This window comes from Alistipes onderdonkii, from assembly GCF_025145285.1.
Lineage (GTDB): Bacteria > Bacteroidota > Bacteroidia > Bacteroidales > Rikenellaceae > Alistipes > Alistipes onderdonkii.
In genome coordinates this window covers 643,376-658,725 of the sequence record NZ_CP102251.1, presented here as the reverse complement: position 1 = coordinate 658,725, position 15,350 = coordinate 643,376, and the positions used below count along the sequence as shown (strand labels likewise).

The window sequence follows — 15,350 nt, the reverse complement described above, 5'->3', positions numbered from 1 at the left end:
GTTTTTTATCTGGCCAGCACTTTTCGCAGCCGTTCCAGCCCCTCGGCGAGCGTCCTTTGCGGACAGGCGATGTTCAGGCGGATGAAGCCTTCGCCGCCGGGCCCGTAGAGGGTGCCGGGGCTGACCATCAGCCGTCCCTGATCGAGCAGCCGTTCCGCGAGCCGTTCCGAACCCGTACCGGCGGCCCGGCAGTCGATCCATGCCAGATAGGTGCCTTCGAGCGGCAGGACGGCATATTGCGGCAGGTGTTCCTGGAAATACCCCCGCAGGAAGCGGTAGTTTTCCCGGAGGTATGCCCGCAAGGCGTCGAGCCACTCCGCCCCCTCGTTGTAGGCGGCCGTCAGTGCTGCTACGCCCAGCGGGTTGACGTCGCAGACTTCGTTGTCATTGATCGCCCGGTCGATGCGGCGTCGCACCCCTTCATCGGCGGCGACGATGTTGGCGATCTGCATCCCGGCCAGGTTGAATGCCTTGCTGGGCGAATTGCAGGTGACCGAATGCCGCAGGAACTCTTCGGACAACGATGCGAAAGGCGTATAGTCGTGTCCGTCATAGGTCAGTTCGCAGTGGATCTCGTCCGCCACGACCAGCACGCCGTGGCGCAGGCAGATTTCGCCCATGCGTCGCAACTCTTCCGGTGTCCAGACCCGTCCGACGGGGTTGTGCGGGTTGCATAACAGCAGGAGTTTCGCTTTGGGGTCGGCGGCTTTCGCTTCCAGGTCTTCGAAATCGACGGTGTACCGGCCACCGCGGTACGACAGGCCGTTGGAAGACAATTTGCACCCGTTGTTGCGGATCGACGAGAAGAAGCAGTTGTAGGCGGGTGTTTGTACGATCACCCGGTCGCCGGGCTTCGTCAGCGCCTTGATTACGGCCGACAGTGCCGGGACGACGCCTGTCGTGCAGACGATCCATCGCCGGTCGATCCGCCATCCGTGGCGTCGTGCGAACCAGCCTTCTATCGCGTTGTAATAGGCATCGGGCACCTTCGTGTAACCGAAGATGCCGTGTGCCACGCGCCGCTGCAACGCCTCGATGACGGCCGGGGCCGTGCGGAAATCCATGTCTGCCACCCACATCGGCAGCACGTCTTCCTGCGCGGGGGTATCCCACTTGCAGGAGTCCGTGCCCCGGCGGGGAATGACGGTGTCGAAATCGTATTCCATCTATGCGCAGCTGCTTTGGTCGTTCCACGTTTCGATACGGCAGTCGCCCGGTGCCTTGATATTCCCGTTGAGGATGATCTCCCCGTAGCTTTCGGCCGTGACCGAACCGCTGCGGGGGTTCTTCACGCTGCGGACGGGGCCGTCTATGGCGGCCTGCAATGTCGAGTATTCGAACGCCAGGTCGCAGTCGTCGGCCATCGTACAGTTTTCCAGTACGAGATCCGTGGCGTAACACAGGGGCTGGGTGCCCGATATTTTGCAGTTAACCAGCCGCAGCCGCTTCGAGTGCCAGCCCAGGTACTCGCCGTTGATCTCGGAGTCGTAGACCGTCACGTCCTCGGTGTTCCAGAAAGCGTCCTTCGAATTGATGACGGCGTTGCGGATCACCACGTTGCGGCAGTATTGGAACGAATAGTTGCCTCTTTGCGCGTAATCCTCTATGCGGATGTTTTCGCCGTGCATGAAGATATAATCGCCCTTGTCGACCTGTACGTTGCGCAGCTGCACGTTGCGGCAGTGCCAGAGCGTTTCCTGTGCAAAAGGCAACTGTACGTTCTCCAGCCGGATGCCGTCCATCTCGCGGAACATCTTGGGGGCTTCGACCCGCGTGTCGCTCATCGTAAGGTTGCGCGAATACCACAGCGCCGCGCGTGCGCCCTCGGTGAAGAGGCAATTCCGGACGACGAACCCGTCGACGTGCCAGAAAGGGTATTTGCCTTCGAAACGGCAATCGACGGCTTCGATATCCGAGCACTCCTTGAGTGCCGATTCGCCTGCCTGGATGGTTACGTGCTCCATGCGCAGGCCGTGCGAGGCGAACAGCGGGCGTTCGCCTCCGTAGGTGGTGTTTTTTATCTGCATCGTTCTTGTTTTTTAGTTTGAATTTACATGGCCGTATATCCGCCGTCGACGGCTATTGCCTGGCCCGTAATGTAGCTCGCTCCGGGGCTGCAAAGCCATACGACGGCTGCTGCGACCTCTTCCGCCCGGCCGAAACGTCCTGCCGGGGCGAATTGCAACGCTTCGGACACGATCAGGTTCCCCGTGCGGATCATGTCGTCGACCATCGGCGTTTCGATTGTCCCGGGACATACGGCATTGACCCGGATGCCCTTGCCGGCATACTCCAGCGCTGCGCATTTGGTCAGCCCCAGCACCCCGTGTTTGGCTGCGTGGTATCCGGCGCGGCCGGGTGAACCGACCAGCCCGCCTATCGACGAGGTGTTGACGATGGCCCCGTGGCCTTGTCTGCGCATTTGCAGTAATTCGTACTTCATACAGAGCCAGACCCCTTTCAGGTTGACGGCTATCACATGGTCGAATGCCTCTGTTTCCGTATCGGCCGTCTCTACCCGCGCAGGCATGATCCCTGCGTTGTTGTAGGCGGCATCGAGTTTGCCGAACCTTGCCACCGTCTTTTCGACCATCGCTTTGACCTGGGCTTCGTCGGTCACGTCGCATACCGTGTAGTCGGCCTCATATCCCGATGCTGCGAGTCCTTGTACGGCCGCTTCCACCGCCGTCCCGTTCATGTCGGCCAGCATGACCGAATAGCCCGCTTGGGCGAACATCCGGGCGGCAGCTGCTCCCATGCCGCTCGCAGCCCCGGTGACCAATGCCGTTTTATCTTTCGTTTCCATCATGTCGGATTTTGTTCGCTATTGTTTTCCGGTGTTTCCTGTCGTTGCCTTTCGAACCGGACGCTAAGCGAGCCGGGGATGCTGAGGGCTTCGATTCCGTTGCCGTCGATGCGCCCGATCCGGATCAGGTCGTTGCTCCTCGACCCGTTTTTGTAGAATATGGCCACATTGCCCCACGGGACATAGATCGTGATGTCGCCCGGTGCAGGGGTGCAGCCGCGTGCGACCTTGGAGGTCGTCAGCGCCGGTGAGGGATAAAATATTTTCTCGGCGTTGCTGTAATCCGACAACGTCACCTCCAGCGGCAGGCGCGAAAGGAAATCCCGTGCGGCGGCATTGTCCTCCATCGTGGCGGTAATCGTGCGGCTGCCGACCGTGATGCCGATTTTCAGCGATGTTTCGCCCGGGTCGCCGCCCTCGTTTCCGCCGGGCGTCTCCGGTTGACCGGGGTGCCCTCCGGAAGGGGCGGGGTCGTCGCCCGATTCCCCGCATGCCGCTGGCAGTACCAGCGATAGCAGCATGAACGGCAGTAACAATAATTTTTTCATAGTCGTTCTTTATTGGTTTTACAGGTTGGTCGATCCCGGGTACGCGGGCGCCGGACAGGTGCGGCATCCCGGTGTGCTTTTGGGACTGTTGCCCGCGCAGCGGGATTATTTCAGCGCATCCCTGAAGAATGTTTCCAGTTTCCCGAACGGGATCAGGCCTGTCCGGTCGTAGAGGTCGACATGCCCTGCATCCGGCACGAGGTAAAGCTCTTTCGGCTCGGCAGCCAGGCGGTAGGCGTCCTCGCTGAACTCCCGCGAATGGGCATTCTCACCTGCGATGAAGAGCATCGGTCGCGGCGAGATGGTCTCGATGTCGGCGAAGGGGTAGAAGTTCATGAATTTCACGTTGCTGGTCAGTGTAGGGTGCGTAGTCGTGCGCGGCGTGGCCCCGTCGGGGGTGAACTCCCCGCGCGGCGTACGGTAAAATTCGTAGAATTCGCGCTCGATCGGCGTGGATTCGGCCGTCAGTTCGTGTACTGTGCCGCCGGTGTAAAGGGGTTCCCCGCCCAGGAATTCGGCATAACGCTGTTCGGCAGCCTGGGCGATGATCCGTTTGCGCTGTTCGGGCGACAGGGCGTGTTTCAGCCCGTTGCGGCTGGCTGCCCCCATGTCGTACATGCTGACCGTTGCGATGGCTTTCAGGCGGGGGTCGATCTTCGCAGCGCTGATGGCGAAGCTGCCGCTGCCGCAGATCCCGACAACGCCGATACGTTCCCGGTCGACAAAGGGGCGGGTGCCGAGGAAATCCACCGCTGCGCTGAAGTCCTCCGAATAGACATCCGGCAGGACGGCATTGCGTGGTTCTCCGTCGCTTTCACCCCAGAAGGAGAGGTCGAGTGCCAGCGTGACGAACCCGCATTCGGCCAGTTTTGTGGCGTACAGACCGGCGCTCTGTTCCTTGACTGCGCCCATCGGGTGCCCGACGATGACGGCGGGGTATTTTCGCCCTTCCTCCAGCTCCTTGGGCAGGAAGAGCCGTGCGCCTACTTTCATTTTGTATTGGTTGGAAAAGGATACTTTCTCGGTGTTTACCGAATTGCTTTTGTAGAAATTGTCTGCATCGCCCTGTGCGACGGATGTGTTCGTGCCGAGTATCATAAGTATGGCTGTTGTCAGAATTAATGGTCGTTTCATGATCGTGTCGTTTTTTCGGGTTATTTATAGGCGGCCCGGTAGATGGCTGTGCATTCGTCGATGCTCAGCCTGTGGCGGTCTGATTCGAACAGTCCGGGCATTGTGTCGAATGCGTTGAACGTCATTTGCTGTAACTCTCCGGGGGTGATGCCGTAGTCGGACATCCTCAGGTCGGCGACGCCGCATGCCTGTTGCAAGCGGGTGAGCGCCGTGATGAAATCTCCGGGCTGTGCGGCCTGCTCCATCCCCATTGCACGGGCCATCCGTACGAAACGCTCGTCGCAGACGTGCCGGTCGATGAAGAACGAGAAGTAAGCCCTGCTGAGCATGATCAGCCCGGCGCCGTGGGGCAGATCCTGGTGGTAGGCCGACATGGCGTGTTCCATCGAGTGCTGGCTGGTCGTGGCGCTCAGGCACATCACCACGCCGGAAAGGGTGTTGCCGAAGGCCACGCGGGTCCGAGCTTCGAGATCGTCGCCATTGGCCACGGCGCGCGGCAGGTTGCGGGCGATATGCTCGATGGCGGTCAGTGCGTACATGTCGCTTGCGAGGTTGGCGAATTTCGAAATGTAACTCTCCACGCTGTGGAACAATGCGTCGAACCCCTGGTATGCCGTGAATTTCGGCGGCACGGTGAGCATTAGCTTCGGATCGACTACGGCCAGTACGGGGAATGCGGCTTCGACGCCGATCTTTTCATGGGTTTGTTCGTTGGTTACGACGCCCCACGGATCGACTTCCGACCCGGTTCCTGCCGTCGTGGTTATTGCGATGACCGGCAGCGGTGCGTGTTCGGCCTGCTGTTCTTTGCCCGTCCCGCCGAATACATAGTCCCACAGGTCGCCGTCGTTGGATGCCATCAGGGCTATGGCCTTTGCGGCGTCCATGACGCTGCCGCCTCCCAATGCGACGATCATGTCGCACCCGTGCTCCCGTGCCGCTGCCGCTCCGGCCATGACGGTGGATTTCAAGGGGTTCGCTTCGATCCGGTCGAATACCACGCTTTCGATCCCTGCCAGCCGGAGCTGTTCCTCCGTGGCGGCCAGATAGCCGTTTGCTCGGGTCGACTTGCCGTTCGAAATTGCCAGCAGCGCCTTTTTCCCGGGCATCTCCTGCCTGTGCAGGTTTTTCAGTTCGTCCGCCCCGAAAAGGATGCGGGTCGGGATCCACATGTTGAAATTCAGTTTTGTTTTCATGGCTCTATTGTGTTTGATGTTTTTTCCACACTGCAAAACTACATCCCGCGGGGCATTCGTTTTGTATACGTATTACGGATATATTTACCCTGATTACTGGTTTGGTCGACTGTGAAATATGCTGATGTACAGTAATATACCCCTATTACGGATAATATTACCCCAATTACTGTTTCGGCGGCCCGGCATGTGGCCCGAATCTGCAAAAACACTATCTTTGCAAAAGGTAAAGAAAAAAATATGGAAGAAATCCTGAAAATCGACACTGTCGACCAGTATAACAAACTCTTCGGGTTCGAGACCCGCCACCCGCAGGTCGGCGTCGTTTCGTTCGATACGGCCGAGAGCCAGGGAAACTACCGGATGACGATGGGGTTCTATTCGGTATTCCTCAAGGAGACTGCGGGATGCCGGATCAACTACGGCAAGACGAGCTATGATTTTGACGACCAGACGGTCATCTGCATCGCTCCGGGGCAGACGGTGGGGTATACCGACGTGGAGGGTGTTCCCAAGAAATCGGTCGGGCTGCTGTTTCATCCCGATTTTATCCGCGGTACGTCGCTGGGGCAGAAGATTAAGAAATATACGTTTTTTTCCTATGAGTCCAACGAAGCCTTGCACCTGTCGGAGGAAGAACGTATGATTGTCCTCGACTGCCTGGAAAAAATCCGCATGGAACTGCTCCACGCCATCGACAAGCATACCAAAGGGCTTATTGCGACCAACATAGAACTGCTGCTCGACTATTGTATGCGTTTTTACGAGCGCCAGTTCGTCACGCGCGGGGACATGAATCTCGATGTCCTGGCACGTTTCGAGCGGTTGCTCGACGATTACCTTACCCAAGGCGCCGCTGCGAAGGAAGGGTTGCCTTCGGTACGCTATTTTGCAAGCAAAATATGCCTGTCGCCCAATTATTTCGGCGATCTGGTGAAAAAGGAGACCGGGAAATCGGCCCAGGAGTATATCCAGCTGAAGATGATCGACGCGGCCAAGGAGGGGCTTCTCGACCCGAACAAAACCATCGGGCAGGTGGCCTATGAACTGGGATTCCAGTATCCGCAGCATTTCGTACGTTTCTTTAAACGCCATGTCGGCTACACCCCCAGGGAATATCGGTTGCAGAGCTGATTGGAGCTGAAAGCGGAGGCGCCTGCAAAATTCTCCCCTGTTTTCTCCGATTTTTCGGAACATTGTCTTATATTCGCAAAATTGATTGCAGAAGACTGATGGGGACTGTTACATGCGGACAAATATTCAAGGGAGCCTCCCGCTCTTTCACTTACCGCCACGAAAGGCTGTGGTACCGGGATGAATTCCCGTATCACCAACATCCCGAATACGAGATTACGGTGGTGCTGAGCGGCGGCGGGCGGCGGGTGACCAACGACTTTACGGAACCCTTCCGCGAGGGGGAGATCGTCGTATTGCCGCCCTATTTCCCGCATGGCTGGGTCTATGACAAGGCATTGTGCGCCCCCGACGGGATGATCGAAAACGGTTCGCTGCAATTCGGCGAGGAGTTTCTGGTGCAGCTGTCGCAGCTCTCGCCCGAGTTCCAGCCCGTCGTAGGGTTCTATAAGGAGTTGCGCCAGGCGATCGGGATTACCGGCGAAACGGCGGCCAGGGTGCGTAAATTGCTGGCGGGCCTCGAACGCAGTTCCGACCCCGAACAGTTCGTGACGTTGCTGCAATTGCTTTTCCTGATCGCTCAGGACGGGCATTACCGCCCCATCGGGCCCGGGAAATTCCGCGGAGCCAGGATCCATAAGAACAAGCAGCGCCTGCAGGCCGTTTACAAGTACATCGTCGAGAATTACCACCGTAAGATAACCCTCGAGGAGATCGCGTCCTATGCCTCGATGAACAAGACGGCCTTCTGTCTGTTTTTCAAGAAGGCGACCAATGAGTCGTTTGTCGCTTATCTGAATGTCTTTCGGTTGCAGATGGCCTGTACGATGCTGACCCGCTCTTCCAAGAACATTTCCGAAATCTGCTATGCAGTGGGTTTTACGGACATTCCCTATTTCAACCGGGCATTCAAGCAGCGTTACGGCGTTTCACCGACGCAGTACCGGGCTTCGATGCGGAATGCACCTCAGGCGGAGGGGCAGGGCATCTGACCCGGCAGGCCCCTCCCCATAATGACTACGGCCGGGAATTACCCGGCCGTAGTAGTTCGTATGTCAGCAAAAGCCGGCAAATCGTGTGTCGCAGTCCGTTATGCCCGGACAATCTTTATACTCAGCTCATAGAGCAGGTAAAGCGGCAGGAAGACGATCATCAGCGTGAACGGGTCGCCCGTCGGGGTGATGACCGCGGAGAGCACCAGCAGGACGACTACGGCATGTTTCCGGTATTGCCGGAAGAATGTTTTTGTCACGAGCCCCAGTTTCGAAAGCAACCATGCCAGCAGCGGCAGCTCGAAGACGATACCCATTACGAAAATGAGCATCAGGAAATTACCCATGTAGGAAGTCAGCGAGATCTGGTTCGTGATCAGCGGGCTCAGCTGGTATTCGGTCAGGAACCGGAACGTGAAGGGGAAGACCAGGAAGTAACCGACCGCACATCCGAGGAAGAACATGAATGTCCCGAATGCGAATGCCATCCCGACGCTCTTCTTTTCGTTGTCGAACAAGGCCGGTTGTACAAACCGCCATATTTCGAACGTCAGGTAGGGGAATATCAGCACCAGTGCAAACCAGAACGAGGTGCTGATGTGCGTCAGGAACTGCGAGGCAACGTTGATGTTGATGAGTTCTACCGAGAAGTGGTCGTTGCTGAAATCGGGGAGCAGCGGATTGCCGCCTCCCAGTTTCGACAGCCATCTGTAAAGCGGGAAATCGGACGTGGTGGGAGCCAGTACGAAATTGTCGAACAGATAGGGCATGAGGCAGAAACAGACGACAACGAACACGAATAAGACGGCGACCACGCGTACCAGCGTCCAACGCAGGTCTTCGAGGTGTGCCCAGAACGTCATTTCCTTTTCTTCCATGGGATAGTAGGGTTTATTGCTTGTTTTCCGGAAGGTATCTTTCAGCGAAGAAATATCCGGCCATCCGTCAGACAGCCGGATATCGTCTTCATGCTTCCGGAGGGATTATTTGCTGTACGAAGCCTTTACGAAAGGTGCCTTGAGCAGGTAGTCCAGGCTCAGTTTGACACTCTTCTCGACATCGTAGCTGTATTGCTCGACCTCGACGATGATGTTTTCCACACCGGCGGTCTTGGCATTCTCGAAGATGGCGTCGAATCCGACCATGCCGCTCTGGCCGATTTCGCGGCGATCCTTGATATGGAGCATCTTGAAGCGGCCGGGGTATTTGTGGAAGTAATCGACGGGGCTTGCCTCGCCCATCACGGCCCAGTATACGTCCAGTTCGATGAACAGGTTTTCAGGGTCGGTGTTTTCGATCATGTAGTCCAGCATGACAGCCTTGTCCTCGATCTTCTGGAATTCGTGGGCGTGGTTGTGGTAGCCGTATTTGATTCCGGCTTCCCGGCATTTCTTCCCGATCGCGTTGAGGTAGTTGCAGTAGGTCTGCATGTCCTTCAGCGTCTTGGGGACGGGAAGGTACGGGGTCACGATGTACTCCATGCCTGCGGCCTTGTGGGCTGCGATGCACTGATCCCACCATTTCATCGACTCGGAGAAGTCACCCGAAGCCAGTTCCTCGTCGGAGAGGCCTTTGCCGCAGTGCGAAGAGAGCACCTTCATGCCTACGGCCTCCACGTCGCGCCTGAACTCCTCGGGGGTGTTGCCGTAGAATTTACCGTCGTTGTAACTGGCGGCCTCGATGCTGGTGTAACCCATGTCGGCGAGTGCCTTCAGGACGGGTTTGTAGTCGTGCTGGTTTCTTCCGAAACTCCCGATCAGATCCCTGACCGAGTAGAGCTGGATACCGATATCCTTCTTTGCGTCCTTCTTCGCTTTGGCAAATGCCCCGTAGGGAGCAATTGCCGAAGCGAGCAGGATGCAAACCGCTGTAAACAGTTTACGTTTCATACGTTACCGTTGTTAACGGAATTAGTCGAGCACCTTGATGCGGATGTTGCGGAACCATACATCGTCGCCGTGATCCTGGAAGCCGATGTAACCTTCGCGCTGTGCACCGCCGCAGTTGTTCAGCAGTTCGAATGCCAGGGGCCACTTCTCGGGGCTGAACTTGCTCTTTTCGAGCATCTCCGTCCACTGGGGAGTCCAGAGGTGGTACTCGAGCACGTTCTGGTCGTTCTGGCCGTGTACCACGGTGCCTTTGTAAACCATGATCTTCGCCTTGTTCCACTCGCCATAGGGCTTGGCGTTCTGGGGAACGGCCGGGATCATGTCGTAAAGCGAAGCCGACTTGCGGTTGCCGTCGACGCCCAGTTTGGCATCGGGATGGTTCTCGTTGTCGAGTACCTGGTACTCGGGGCAGGAGATGTAGATGGGCTCCATCCGCTGTTTGCCGTCCTTGGTCGTGGCTACCTCCTGGCCGAGGTAGAAGATACCCGAGTTGCTGCCTTTGGCAACTTTCCACTCCACTTCGAGCTCGAAGTTCTTGAACTTGTGCGTGAAGATCAGGTCGCCGCCGTCGCCGTCCTGGGCTTCACCGCCGCCCGAACCGTTGAATTTGATCGCGCCGTTGTCGATCGTCCATTTCGAGGGCACGTGGTCTTTGCCGTAGCCGCGCCAGCCGTTGAACGTCTTGCCGTCGAAGATCACGTAGTAGCCGTCCTTGTCCTGCGGGAAGCCGGAGAGGTCTATTGTCGCATTGTTGATGACCGTGTATTCGGGTACGGCCTTGGTTTCTGCCGCTGCCGTGTCGGCTGCCGCTTTGCCTTTGGCACCCGGGCCGCCGCATGCCGCCATCGTTGCGGCTGCTGCGATGCATGTCGAGAATAAAATGACTTTTTTCATATTCTTTCCGTTGTTTTAATTTGAATTGATAATCTTGTCCGTAGATTAACGCGGCATGTCGGGCAGTTTCCAACCGTCGCGGTAGGTGTGCTTGATGAGCTCCTGTGCGAATTGCTGTGCGTTGACCGGATCCGTCCAGGTCTTGTCGAAGGTCGGGTGACCGTCCTTGATGTGGAACCCGTCCTTGATGACGGCACTGATCGTGGCGTCATCGGGGATGTTCGTGAAACGCATGTTGGGGCCGTCCCAGAGCAACTCGCGGTTCAGGTTCTGCAGGCGGACTGCCAGCACACCCATAACCACCATTTCATTGAACGGGCCGGCTTCGCTGAAGTCCGATGCGCTCGGCACACGGTCGTCGGCATCCTCCTTGCAGGCACGTACCCAGTCCATCTGGTGCGACTCCTTGATCTCGCGCAGTACCTTCGGTGCGTTGGGCACGCGACCCGAAACCAGGTAGGGGTTCACGCCGTAGCAGCCGCAGATCAGCGTATCCTTCGTACCGTAGAAAATAACGCCGCCGCCGGCCATGTTCAGGTCTTTGCCTGCGGGCAGCCCTTCGGGGCGCGCCGGTTTCAGGCCGCCGTCGTACCAGTATACCTCTACCTCGGGCATGGCTACCTTCGGCATGTTGTCGCGTGCCGGGAAGACGAACTTCACCGTCTGCGCCATCGGTGCGGATTCGTTGAGCAGCAGCGTCGAGCTACCCTGAACCTTGGTCGGATAGCCGAGCTTCAGGCCCTTGAATACCGGGTGAAGGATGTGGCAGGCCATATCGCCCAGTGCGCCGGTACCGAAATCCCACCAGCCGCGGAAGTTCCACGGGGTGTAGATCGCGTTGTAGGGACGGTAGGGAGCCGGGCCGATGAAAGAGTCCCAGTTCAACGTCTTGGGGATGCGCTGGTCGTCCTCGGGACGTGCGAGCCCCTGCGGCCAGATAGGACGGTCGGTGAAGGTCTCCACCTTGCGGACTTCGCCGATCTCTCCGTTCCAGATCCATTCGCAGACCTTGCGCACACCCTCGTCCGACGCACCCTGGTTACCCATCTGGGTGGCTACTTTATATTTGTCGGCGAGCTTGGTCAGCAGACGCGATTCGTATACGGTATGCGTCAGGGGCTTCTCGACGTAGACGTGCTTGCCGGCCGTCATCGCATCGGCTGCGATGATCGCGTGCGTGTGGTCGGCCGTAGCCACCATCACGGCGTCTGCCGACTTGAGCATTTCGTCGAACATCTTGCGGTAGTCGTTGTACTTCTTGGCAGCCGGGTAGCGCTTGAACACGTGGTCGGCATATTTCCAGTCGACGTCGCACAGGCCGATGATGTTCTGGCTTTCGAGGCCGCGGAGCACCGACGAGCCGCGGCCGCCGATACCGACACCCAAGATGTTGAGTTTGTCGCTCGGAGCCGTGTGCCCGAACTTCTTACCTAAAACCGTACCCGGAACGACCGCTAAGCCGATCGCGGCAGCAGCTCCTTTTTTCAGGAACTTTCTCCTTGACATTTCGCTTGACATTGTTTCTTGATTTAAGTTAGTTGTTTTTGAGGGACTATTTATTTTCGTTGTTGGATTTTTCCGTACCCGAGTTTTCGATGTCGTTCTCGATGTTGTTCATGCCTTCCTTGAAGCTGCGCACACCCTTGCCGAGACCTTTCATCAGTTCCGGGATTTTTTTGCCGCCGAAGAGCAGCAGTACGATCAGGGCTATGACGATGATTTCGCTTGCACCCAGGTTGCCGATAAACAGTAAGTGGTTCATACCGATTGTTTTTAAGGTTTATAAAGTTTGTTTTAGTATCAGATTGCGGCTTATGCGCGCTTCCTCAGCAACCCGTAGCCATTCGACATCGTGCGGCGGCGTTCGCGAATCTCCTGCAGCGTTTCCAGATTTCCGATTGCCGGCAGGTCGTGCTGCCGCGAATCCTGGAGGAACCGCCATGCGTATTCCGATGCCGTGGCGGCGTCGCGGAACGAGGGGAGCGACGGATTGCGTTTCCCGCTTTCGATCGACTCTGCGAACAGTTTGCACAGCACATCGATGTTCTTGCCTCCGTAGGGCTGTATGAGCCGGTGCGTCTGCGTCACCCCGTGCAGTTCGACGATCGCCGTCTTGAAATCGTGCGTCATGCGCGCGATGCCTTTCGTGCCGATGATGTCGATGTATGAATTATGGGTCTGTTTTTCGGCCAGTTGTCCGTATACATGTCCTTGGGTAATGTCGAATACGATGCCGTTCTCGAACGTGCCGTGGCACTGGAGCCACCACGGATCCTTGTAATCCCACATGCGGATGGCCTGTGCGTTCCAGGTCTTGAATTCCGATTCGGCATACCAGCGCGCGATGTCCACGTAGTGCATGCCGCAGTCATGGAACGACGGGCCCTCGAATTCGTGCCCCTCGCCCGGTGCCAGCCCCGGTGTCATGTGGCATACGCGGATGATCGCCAGTTCGCCGATCTCGCCCTGTGCGATAAAATCCTTGATGGTGTTGTGGTACCACGAATTGCGCAGGTAAAGGTTCACCGTCGAGAAGATTTTGGCCTTCTCGGCCAGCGCGACCGTCTGCCACTCCTTTTCCACCGTGTCGGCGATCGGTTTCTCGGCGATGACGTGCTTCCCGCTCGCAATTGCTTTCTGAATCTGCTCCGGGCGGGAATCCGCCAGTGCGAACAGCCCGACCACCTGAATCTCGGGGTCGTTGAATATGATTTGTTCGTCGGATATTACTTTCGACCGGGGAGAGAGCCGCTGGGCCAGTTCCCGTGATGCGGGAGATACGTCACAGATGTAAACGATATCCCAGTTACCGCTTTTTTGCATCTCCTCGAGGTAAAAACCTCCCATTCTGCCAAAACCGATCAGACCGACTTTAATTGGATTCATTTCGTATAAAATAGGTTTAAGTAGGTGTTTACAATCCGATGCAATCCGGCTGCCCGCTGCGGGAGCGGGTGGCTGAACGCTGTGTTTACAAAATTAATCCTATTATATACCATATTTATAGGTTGGGGCGGAAATTGTAGAACCTGTAAAGTATTATATGTTTGTAAATAAATATTTTATCAAAAAAATATACAAAAAAAATGTAGTTGCCGTGGAATCGCTCAAGGCCTGTTTTCGGGCGGCACACCGATCCGCATGACCATTTTTTCGAAGTCCTCACGCGATATTGCGGCCTTGTTCCGGGCTTTGGTGCGGTAGTTATATACGGTGCTCAGCGAGCATCGCAGGAACGAGGCGATCTTGACGCTGTCGGTGATGCCCAGCCGCAGCAGGGCGTAAATCCGGAGTTCCTTGTTCAGCAGGTCTTCCGACTTGAGCACGATCCGTTCGTCCTCGACCAGCAGGGCGTTGAAATCCGCGACGAACGACGGGTAGAGGTTCAGGAATATGGCGTCGAAATTCTTATACAGTTCATCCAGCTCGTTCTCCATCATCGACGTGGATTTCAGCTGTTTGTATAACTCGTCGATCTGCCGGTTCTGCGCCAGTTTGTTCAGCGATTTGCGGTAGTCCTCCAGTTTGTCGATATACATCGAACAGAGGTCGAAGAACCTCGCTATGTACTGTTCCTTGATGATGTTCGAATCGGTGAGCTGCGTGTTTTTCTCATGCAGTTCGTCGTTGAGCTGCATCAGGCGCCCGTTCGTCCGCGACAGCTCCTCCTTGATGCGGTACAGCTTGTGTATCTGCTGATAAACGTAGATGAACAGCAGCACGAGGAACAGCGACAGGACGCTGATCAGGATCAGGTAGTGCTGCAACTTGGATTTGGACTTGGCCTCCTTGGCCTGGTAGATCGAGTTGATGATCGAATAGAACTTCGACATCTGGGTCGTGCGGAACTGCACGTTGCTGAAGACCGCATCTTCGATGGCCGCCTGCGTGTACTTGAAAGCCCGCGAAAGATCGCCCTGGTCGTAGTACATCAGAGCCAGCGTGTGGAACGAGGCGTTCTCCTTCACCGCGCTCTTCGCATCGGCGATCGCCGAGAGCATGAAATATTTCTTTTCCGCCTCCGGGTCTTTGTTCAGCCGGTAGAAACAGCCGTAGGCATAGGCCGTCTCCGCGTAGAGCGGCGTGTCCTTGCCGACCTCTTCCAGCAACTCGTCGAGGATCGCCCTGGCTTCGTCCATCTTGCCGTTTCCCATGAGTTTGTAGCTCAGGTGTATCCTGTACCGGAACGATCCCGGGTCGGAAACCATCATCAGCGAGTCCCGGTAGATATTCATTTCGTGCAGGTGGCTGCGCTGGCTGCTCAGCGTGGCATAGTGCTGGAAATAACGGTTGTTGGCCTCGTAGTAGACGGGAAGCAGGTCGCGCGGGAGTTCGGACGATCGGATGGAGCGGAGTATCTGGTTCGCCTCGACGCACATGCCCGAAAAAGAGTAGAGCTGGGCGAGGTACATGTTCGACAGGTAGGTCAGCCTTTTGTTGTCCAGCTGCCTGGCGATTTCGAGGTTCCGTTCGACGTAGCGGATGGCCGAATCCAGCTTGTATTTCCTGAATTCTTCGTACAGCTTCGTATTGATCTCGTATTCCTGTTCCGGGGTCAGGTTGCTTACGCCCAGCAGGTTCCTCAGCCTGCTGATCCGCTCTTCCTTTTCGGCTTCGAAAATATGCTTGTTCTCGATTACATAGTCCAGGTATTCCGAGAGGGATTGCGTCTCGTTCTGCCGGCACGACGCTAATGCCAGCAGGCCGGACAGCAACAACAGTAACCTTATCGGACGTATGGAATTTCGTAGTTTCAT

15 protein-coding genes are annotated in these 15,350 nt (G+C 56.8%); 2 read left to right on the top strand and 13 right to left on the bottom strand.

Annotated elements, in window-relative coordinates; all coding sequences use genetic code 11:
- Window positions 1-5 precede the first annotated feature (5 nt).
- From NQ559_RS02730 to NQ559_RS02705, 6 genes are all read right to left on the bottom strand, one after another.
- A complete protein-coding gene (locus tag NQ559_RS02730) occupies window positions 6-1,166 on the bottom strand; it encodes a MalY/PatB family protein (protein ID WP_018696582.1) in 1,161 nt (386 codons plus the stop codon).
- Complete coding sequence (locus NQ559_RS02725) at window positions 1,167-2,027, bottom strand: DUF3737 family protein (RefSeq protein ID WP_018696581.1); 861 nt, start codon at window positions 2,025-2,027, stop codon at window positions 1,167-1,169.
- A 23-nt stretch (window positions 2,028-2,050) separates the two neighbouring features.
- Window positions 2,051-2,809, bottom strand: a complete 759-nt coding sequence (locus NQ559_RS02720; protein WP_018696580.1) for an SDR family oxidoreductase — start codon at window positions 2,807-2,809, stop codon at window positions 2,051-2,053.
- Window positions 2,806-3,354 carry a cyclophilin-like fold protein gene (locus tag NQ559_RS02715; protein WP_051087696.1) on the bottom strand — a complete coding sequence of 183 codons (549 nt, stop codon included), beginning with the start codon at window positions 3,352-3,354 and terminating at the stop codon, window positions 2,806-2,808. Before NQ559_RS02715 ends, NQ559_RS02720 begins: the two co-directional genes overlap by 4 nt.
- Before the next feature lie 105 nt (window positions 3,355-3,459).
- Complete coding sequence (locus NQ559_RS02710; protein ID WP_026318504.1) at window positions 3,460-4,488, bottom strand: alpha/beta hydrolase; 1,029 nt, start codon at window positions 4,486-4,488, stop codon at window positions 3,460-3,462.
- Between the two features lie 20 nt (window positions 4,489-4,508).
- The gene (locus tag NQ559_RS02705) at window positions 4,509-5,684 is read right to left on the bottom strand and encodes an iron-containing alcohol dehydrogenase (RefSeq protein WP_018696577.1); all 1,176 of its coding nucleotides are present in this window, start codon (window positions 5,682-5,684) and stop codon (window positions 4,509-4,511) included.
- 240 nt (window positions 5,685-5,924) lie between these two features.
- On the opposite strand from NQ559_RS02705, the gene NQ559_RS02700 reads away from it, so the two are divergent.
- Complete coding sequence (locus tag NQ559_RS02700) at window positions 5,925-6,818, top strand: helix-turn-helix domain-containing protein (protein ID WP_018696576.1); 894 nt, start codon at window positions 5,925-5,927, stop codon at window positions 6,816-6,818.
- A 98-nt stretch (window positions 6,819-6,916) separates the two neighbouring features.
- Window positions 6,917-7,810, top strand: a complete 894-nt coding sequence (locus NQ559_RS02695; RefSeq protein WP_018696575.1) for an AraC family transcriptional regulator — start codon at window positions 6,917-6,919, stop codon at window positions 7,808-7,810.
- Window positions 7,811-7,908: 98 nt separating this feature from the next.
- Here NQ559_RS02695 and tatC read toward each other — a convergent pair whose 3' ends face one another.
- The 7 genes from tatC to susR form a co-directional block, all read right to left on the bottom strand.
- On the bottom strand, window positions 7,909-8,688 hold the full coding sequence (tatC, locus tag NQ559_RS02690; RefSeq protein ID WP_018696574.1) for a twin-arginine translocase subunit TatC: 780 nt from the start codon (window positions 8,686-8,688) through the stop codon (window positions 7,909-7,911).
- Between the two features lie 105 nt (window positions 8,689-8,793).
- Window positions 8,794-9,699 carry a sugar phosphate isomerase/epimerase family protein gene (locus NQ559_RS02685; RefSeq protein ID WP_018696573.1) on the bottom strand — a complete coding sequence of 302 codons (906 nt, stop codon included), beginning with the start codon at window positions 9,697-9,699 and terminating at the stop codon, window positions 8,794-8,796.
- A gap of 21 nt (window positions 9,700-9,720) precedes the next feature.
- On the bottom strand, window positions 9,721-10,593 hold the full coding sequence (locus NQ559_RS02680; protein ID WP_018696572.1) for a 3-keto-disaccharide hydrolase: 873 nt from the start codon (window positions 10,591-10,593) through the stop codon (window positions 9,721-9,723).
- Window positions 10,594-10,638: 45 nt separating this feature from the next.
- Entirely contained in the window at window positions 10,639-12,111 is a 1,473-nt protein-coding gene (locus tag NQ559_RS02675; RefSeq protein ID WP_026318502.1) for a glycoside 3-dehydrogenase, read from the bottom strand.
- Between the two features lie 34 nt (window positions 12,112-12,145).
- Complete coding sequence (locus NQ559_RS02670) at window positions 12,146-12,355, bottom strand: Sec-independent protein translocase subunit TatA/TatB (RefSeq protein ID WP_018696570.1); 210 nt, start codon at window positions 12,353-12,355, stop codon at window positions 12,146-12,148.
- A 50-nt stretch (window positions 12,356-12,405) separates the two neighbouring features.
- Window positions 12,406-13,479, bottom strand: coding sequence for a disaccharide 3-dehydrogenase (locus tag NQ559_RS02665; RefSeq protein ID WP_026318501.1), 1,074 nt, complete (start codon window positions 13,477-13,479; stop codon window positions 12,406-12,408).
- A 221-nt stretch (window positions 13,480-13,700) separates the two neighbouring features.
- Window positions 13,701-15,350 carry a SusR family glycan utilization regulator gene (susR, locus tag NQ559_RS02660; RefSeq protein ID WP_130065821.1) on the bottom strand — a complete coding sequence of 550 codons (1,650 nt, stop codon included), beginning with the start codon at window positions 15,348-15,350 and terminating at the stop codon, window positions 13,701-13,703.

Bases quoted from the DNA above. Each gene is read 5' to 3' on its own strand.
- NQ559_RS02730 (WP_018696582.1), bottom strand. From the start codon at position 1,166: ATGGAATACGATTTCGACACCGTCATTCCCCGCCGGGGCACGGACTCC.
- NQ559_RS02725 (WP_018696581.1), bottom strand. From the start codon at position 2,027: ATGCAGATAAAAAACACCACCTACGGAGGCGAACGCCCGCTGTTCGCC.
- NQ559_RS02720 (WP_018696580.1), bottom strand. From the start codon at position 2,809: ATGATGGAAACGAAAGATAAAACGGCATTGGTCACCGGGGCTGCGAGC.
- NQ559_RS02715 (WP_051087696.1), bottom strand. From the start codon at position 3,354: ATGAAAAAATTATTGTTACTGCCGTTCATGCTGCTATCGCTGGTACTG.
- NQ559_RS02710 (WP_026318504.1), bottom strand. From the start codon at position 4,488: ATGAAACGACCATTAATTCTGACAACAGCCATACTTATGATACTCGGC.
- NQ559_RS02705 (WP_018696577.1), bottom strand. From the start codon at position 5,684: ATGAAAACAAAACTGAATTTCAACATGTGGATCCCGACCCGCATCCTT.
- NQ559_RS02700 (WP_018696576.1), top strand. From the start codon at position 5,925: ATGGAAGAAATCCTGAAAATCGACACTGTCGACCAGTATAACAAACTC.
- NQ559_RS02695 (WP_018696575.1), top strand. From the start codon at position 6,917: ATGGGGACTGTTACATGCGGACAAATATTCAAGGGAGCCTCCCGCTCT.
- tatC (WP_018696574.1), bottom strand. From the start codon at position 8,688: ATGGAAGAAAAGGAAATGACGTTCTGGGCACACCTCGAAGACCTGCGT.
- NQ559_RS02685 (WP_018696573.1), bottom strand. From the start codon at position 9,699: ATGAAACGTAAACTGTTTACAGCGGTTTGCATCCTGCTCGCTTCGGCA.
- NQ559_RS02680 (WP_018696572.1), bottom strand. From the start codon at position 10,593: ATGAAAAAAGTCATTTTATTCTCGACATGCATCGCAGCAGCCGCAACG.
- NQ559_RS02675 (WP_026318502.1), bottom strand. From the start codon at position 12,111: ATGTCAAGCGAAATGTCAAGGAGAAAGTTCCTGAAAAAAGGAGCTGCT.
- NQ559_RS02670 (WP_018696570.1), bottom strand. From the start codon at position 12,355: ATGAACCACTTACTGTTTATCGGCAACCTGGGTGCAAGCGAAATCATC.
- NQ559_RS02665 (WP_026318501.1), bottom strand. From the start codon at position 13,479: ATGAATCCAATTAAAGTCGGTCTGATCGGTTTTGGCAGAATGGGAGGT.
- susR (WP_130065821.1), bottom strand. From the start codon at position 15,350: ATGAAACTACGAAATTCCATACGTCCGATAAGGTTACTGTTGTTGCTG.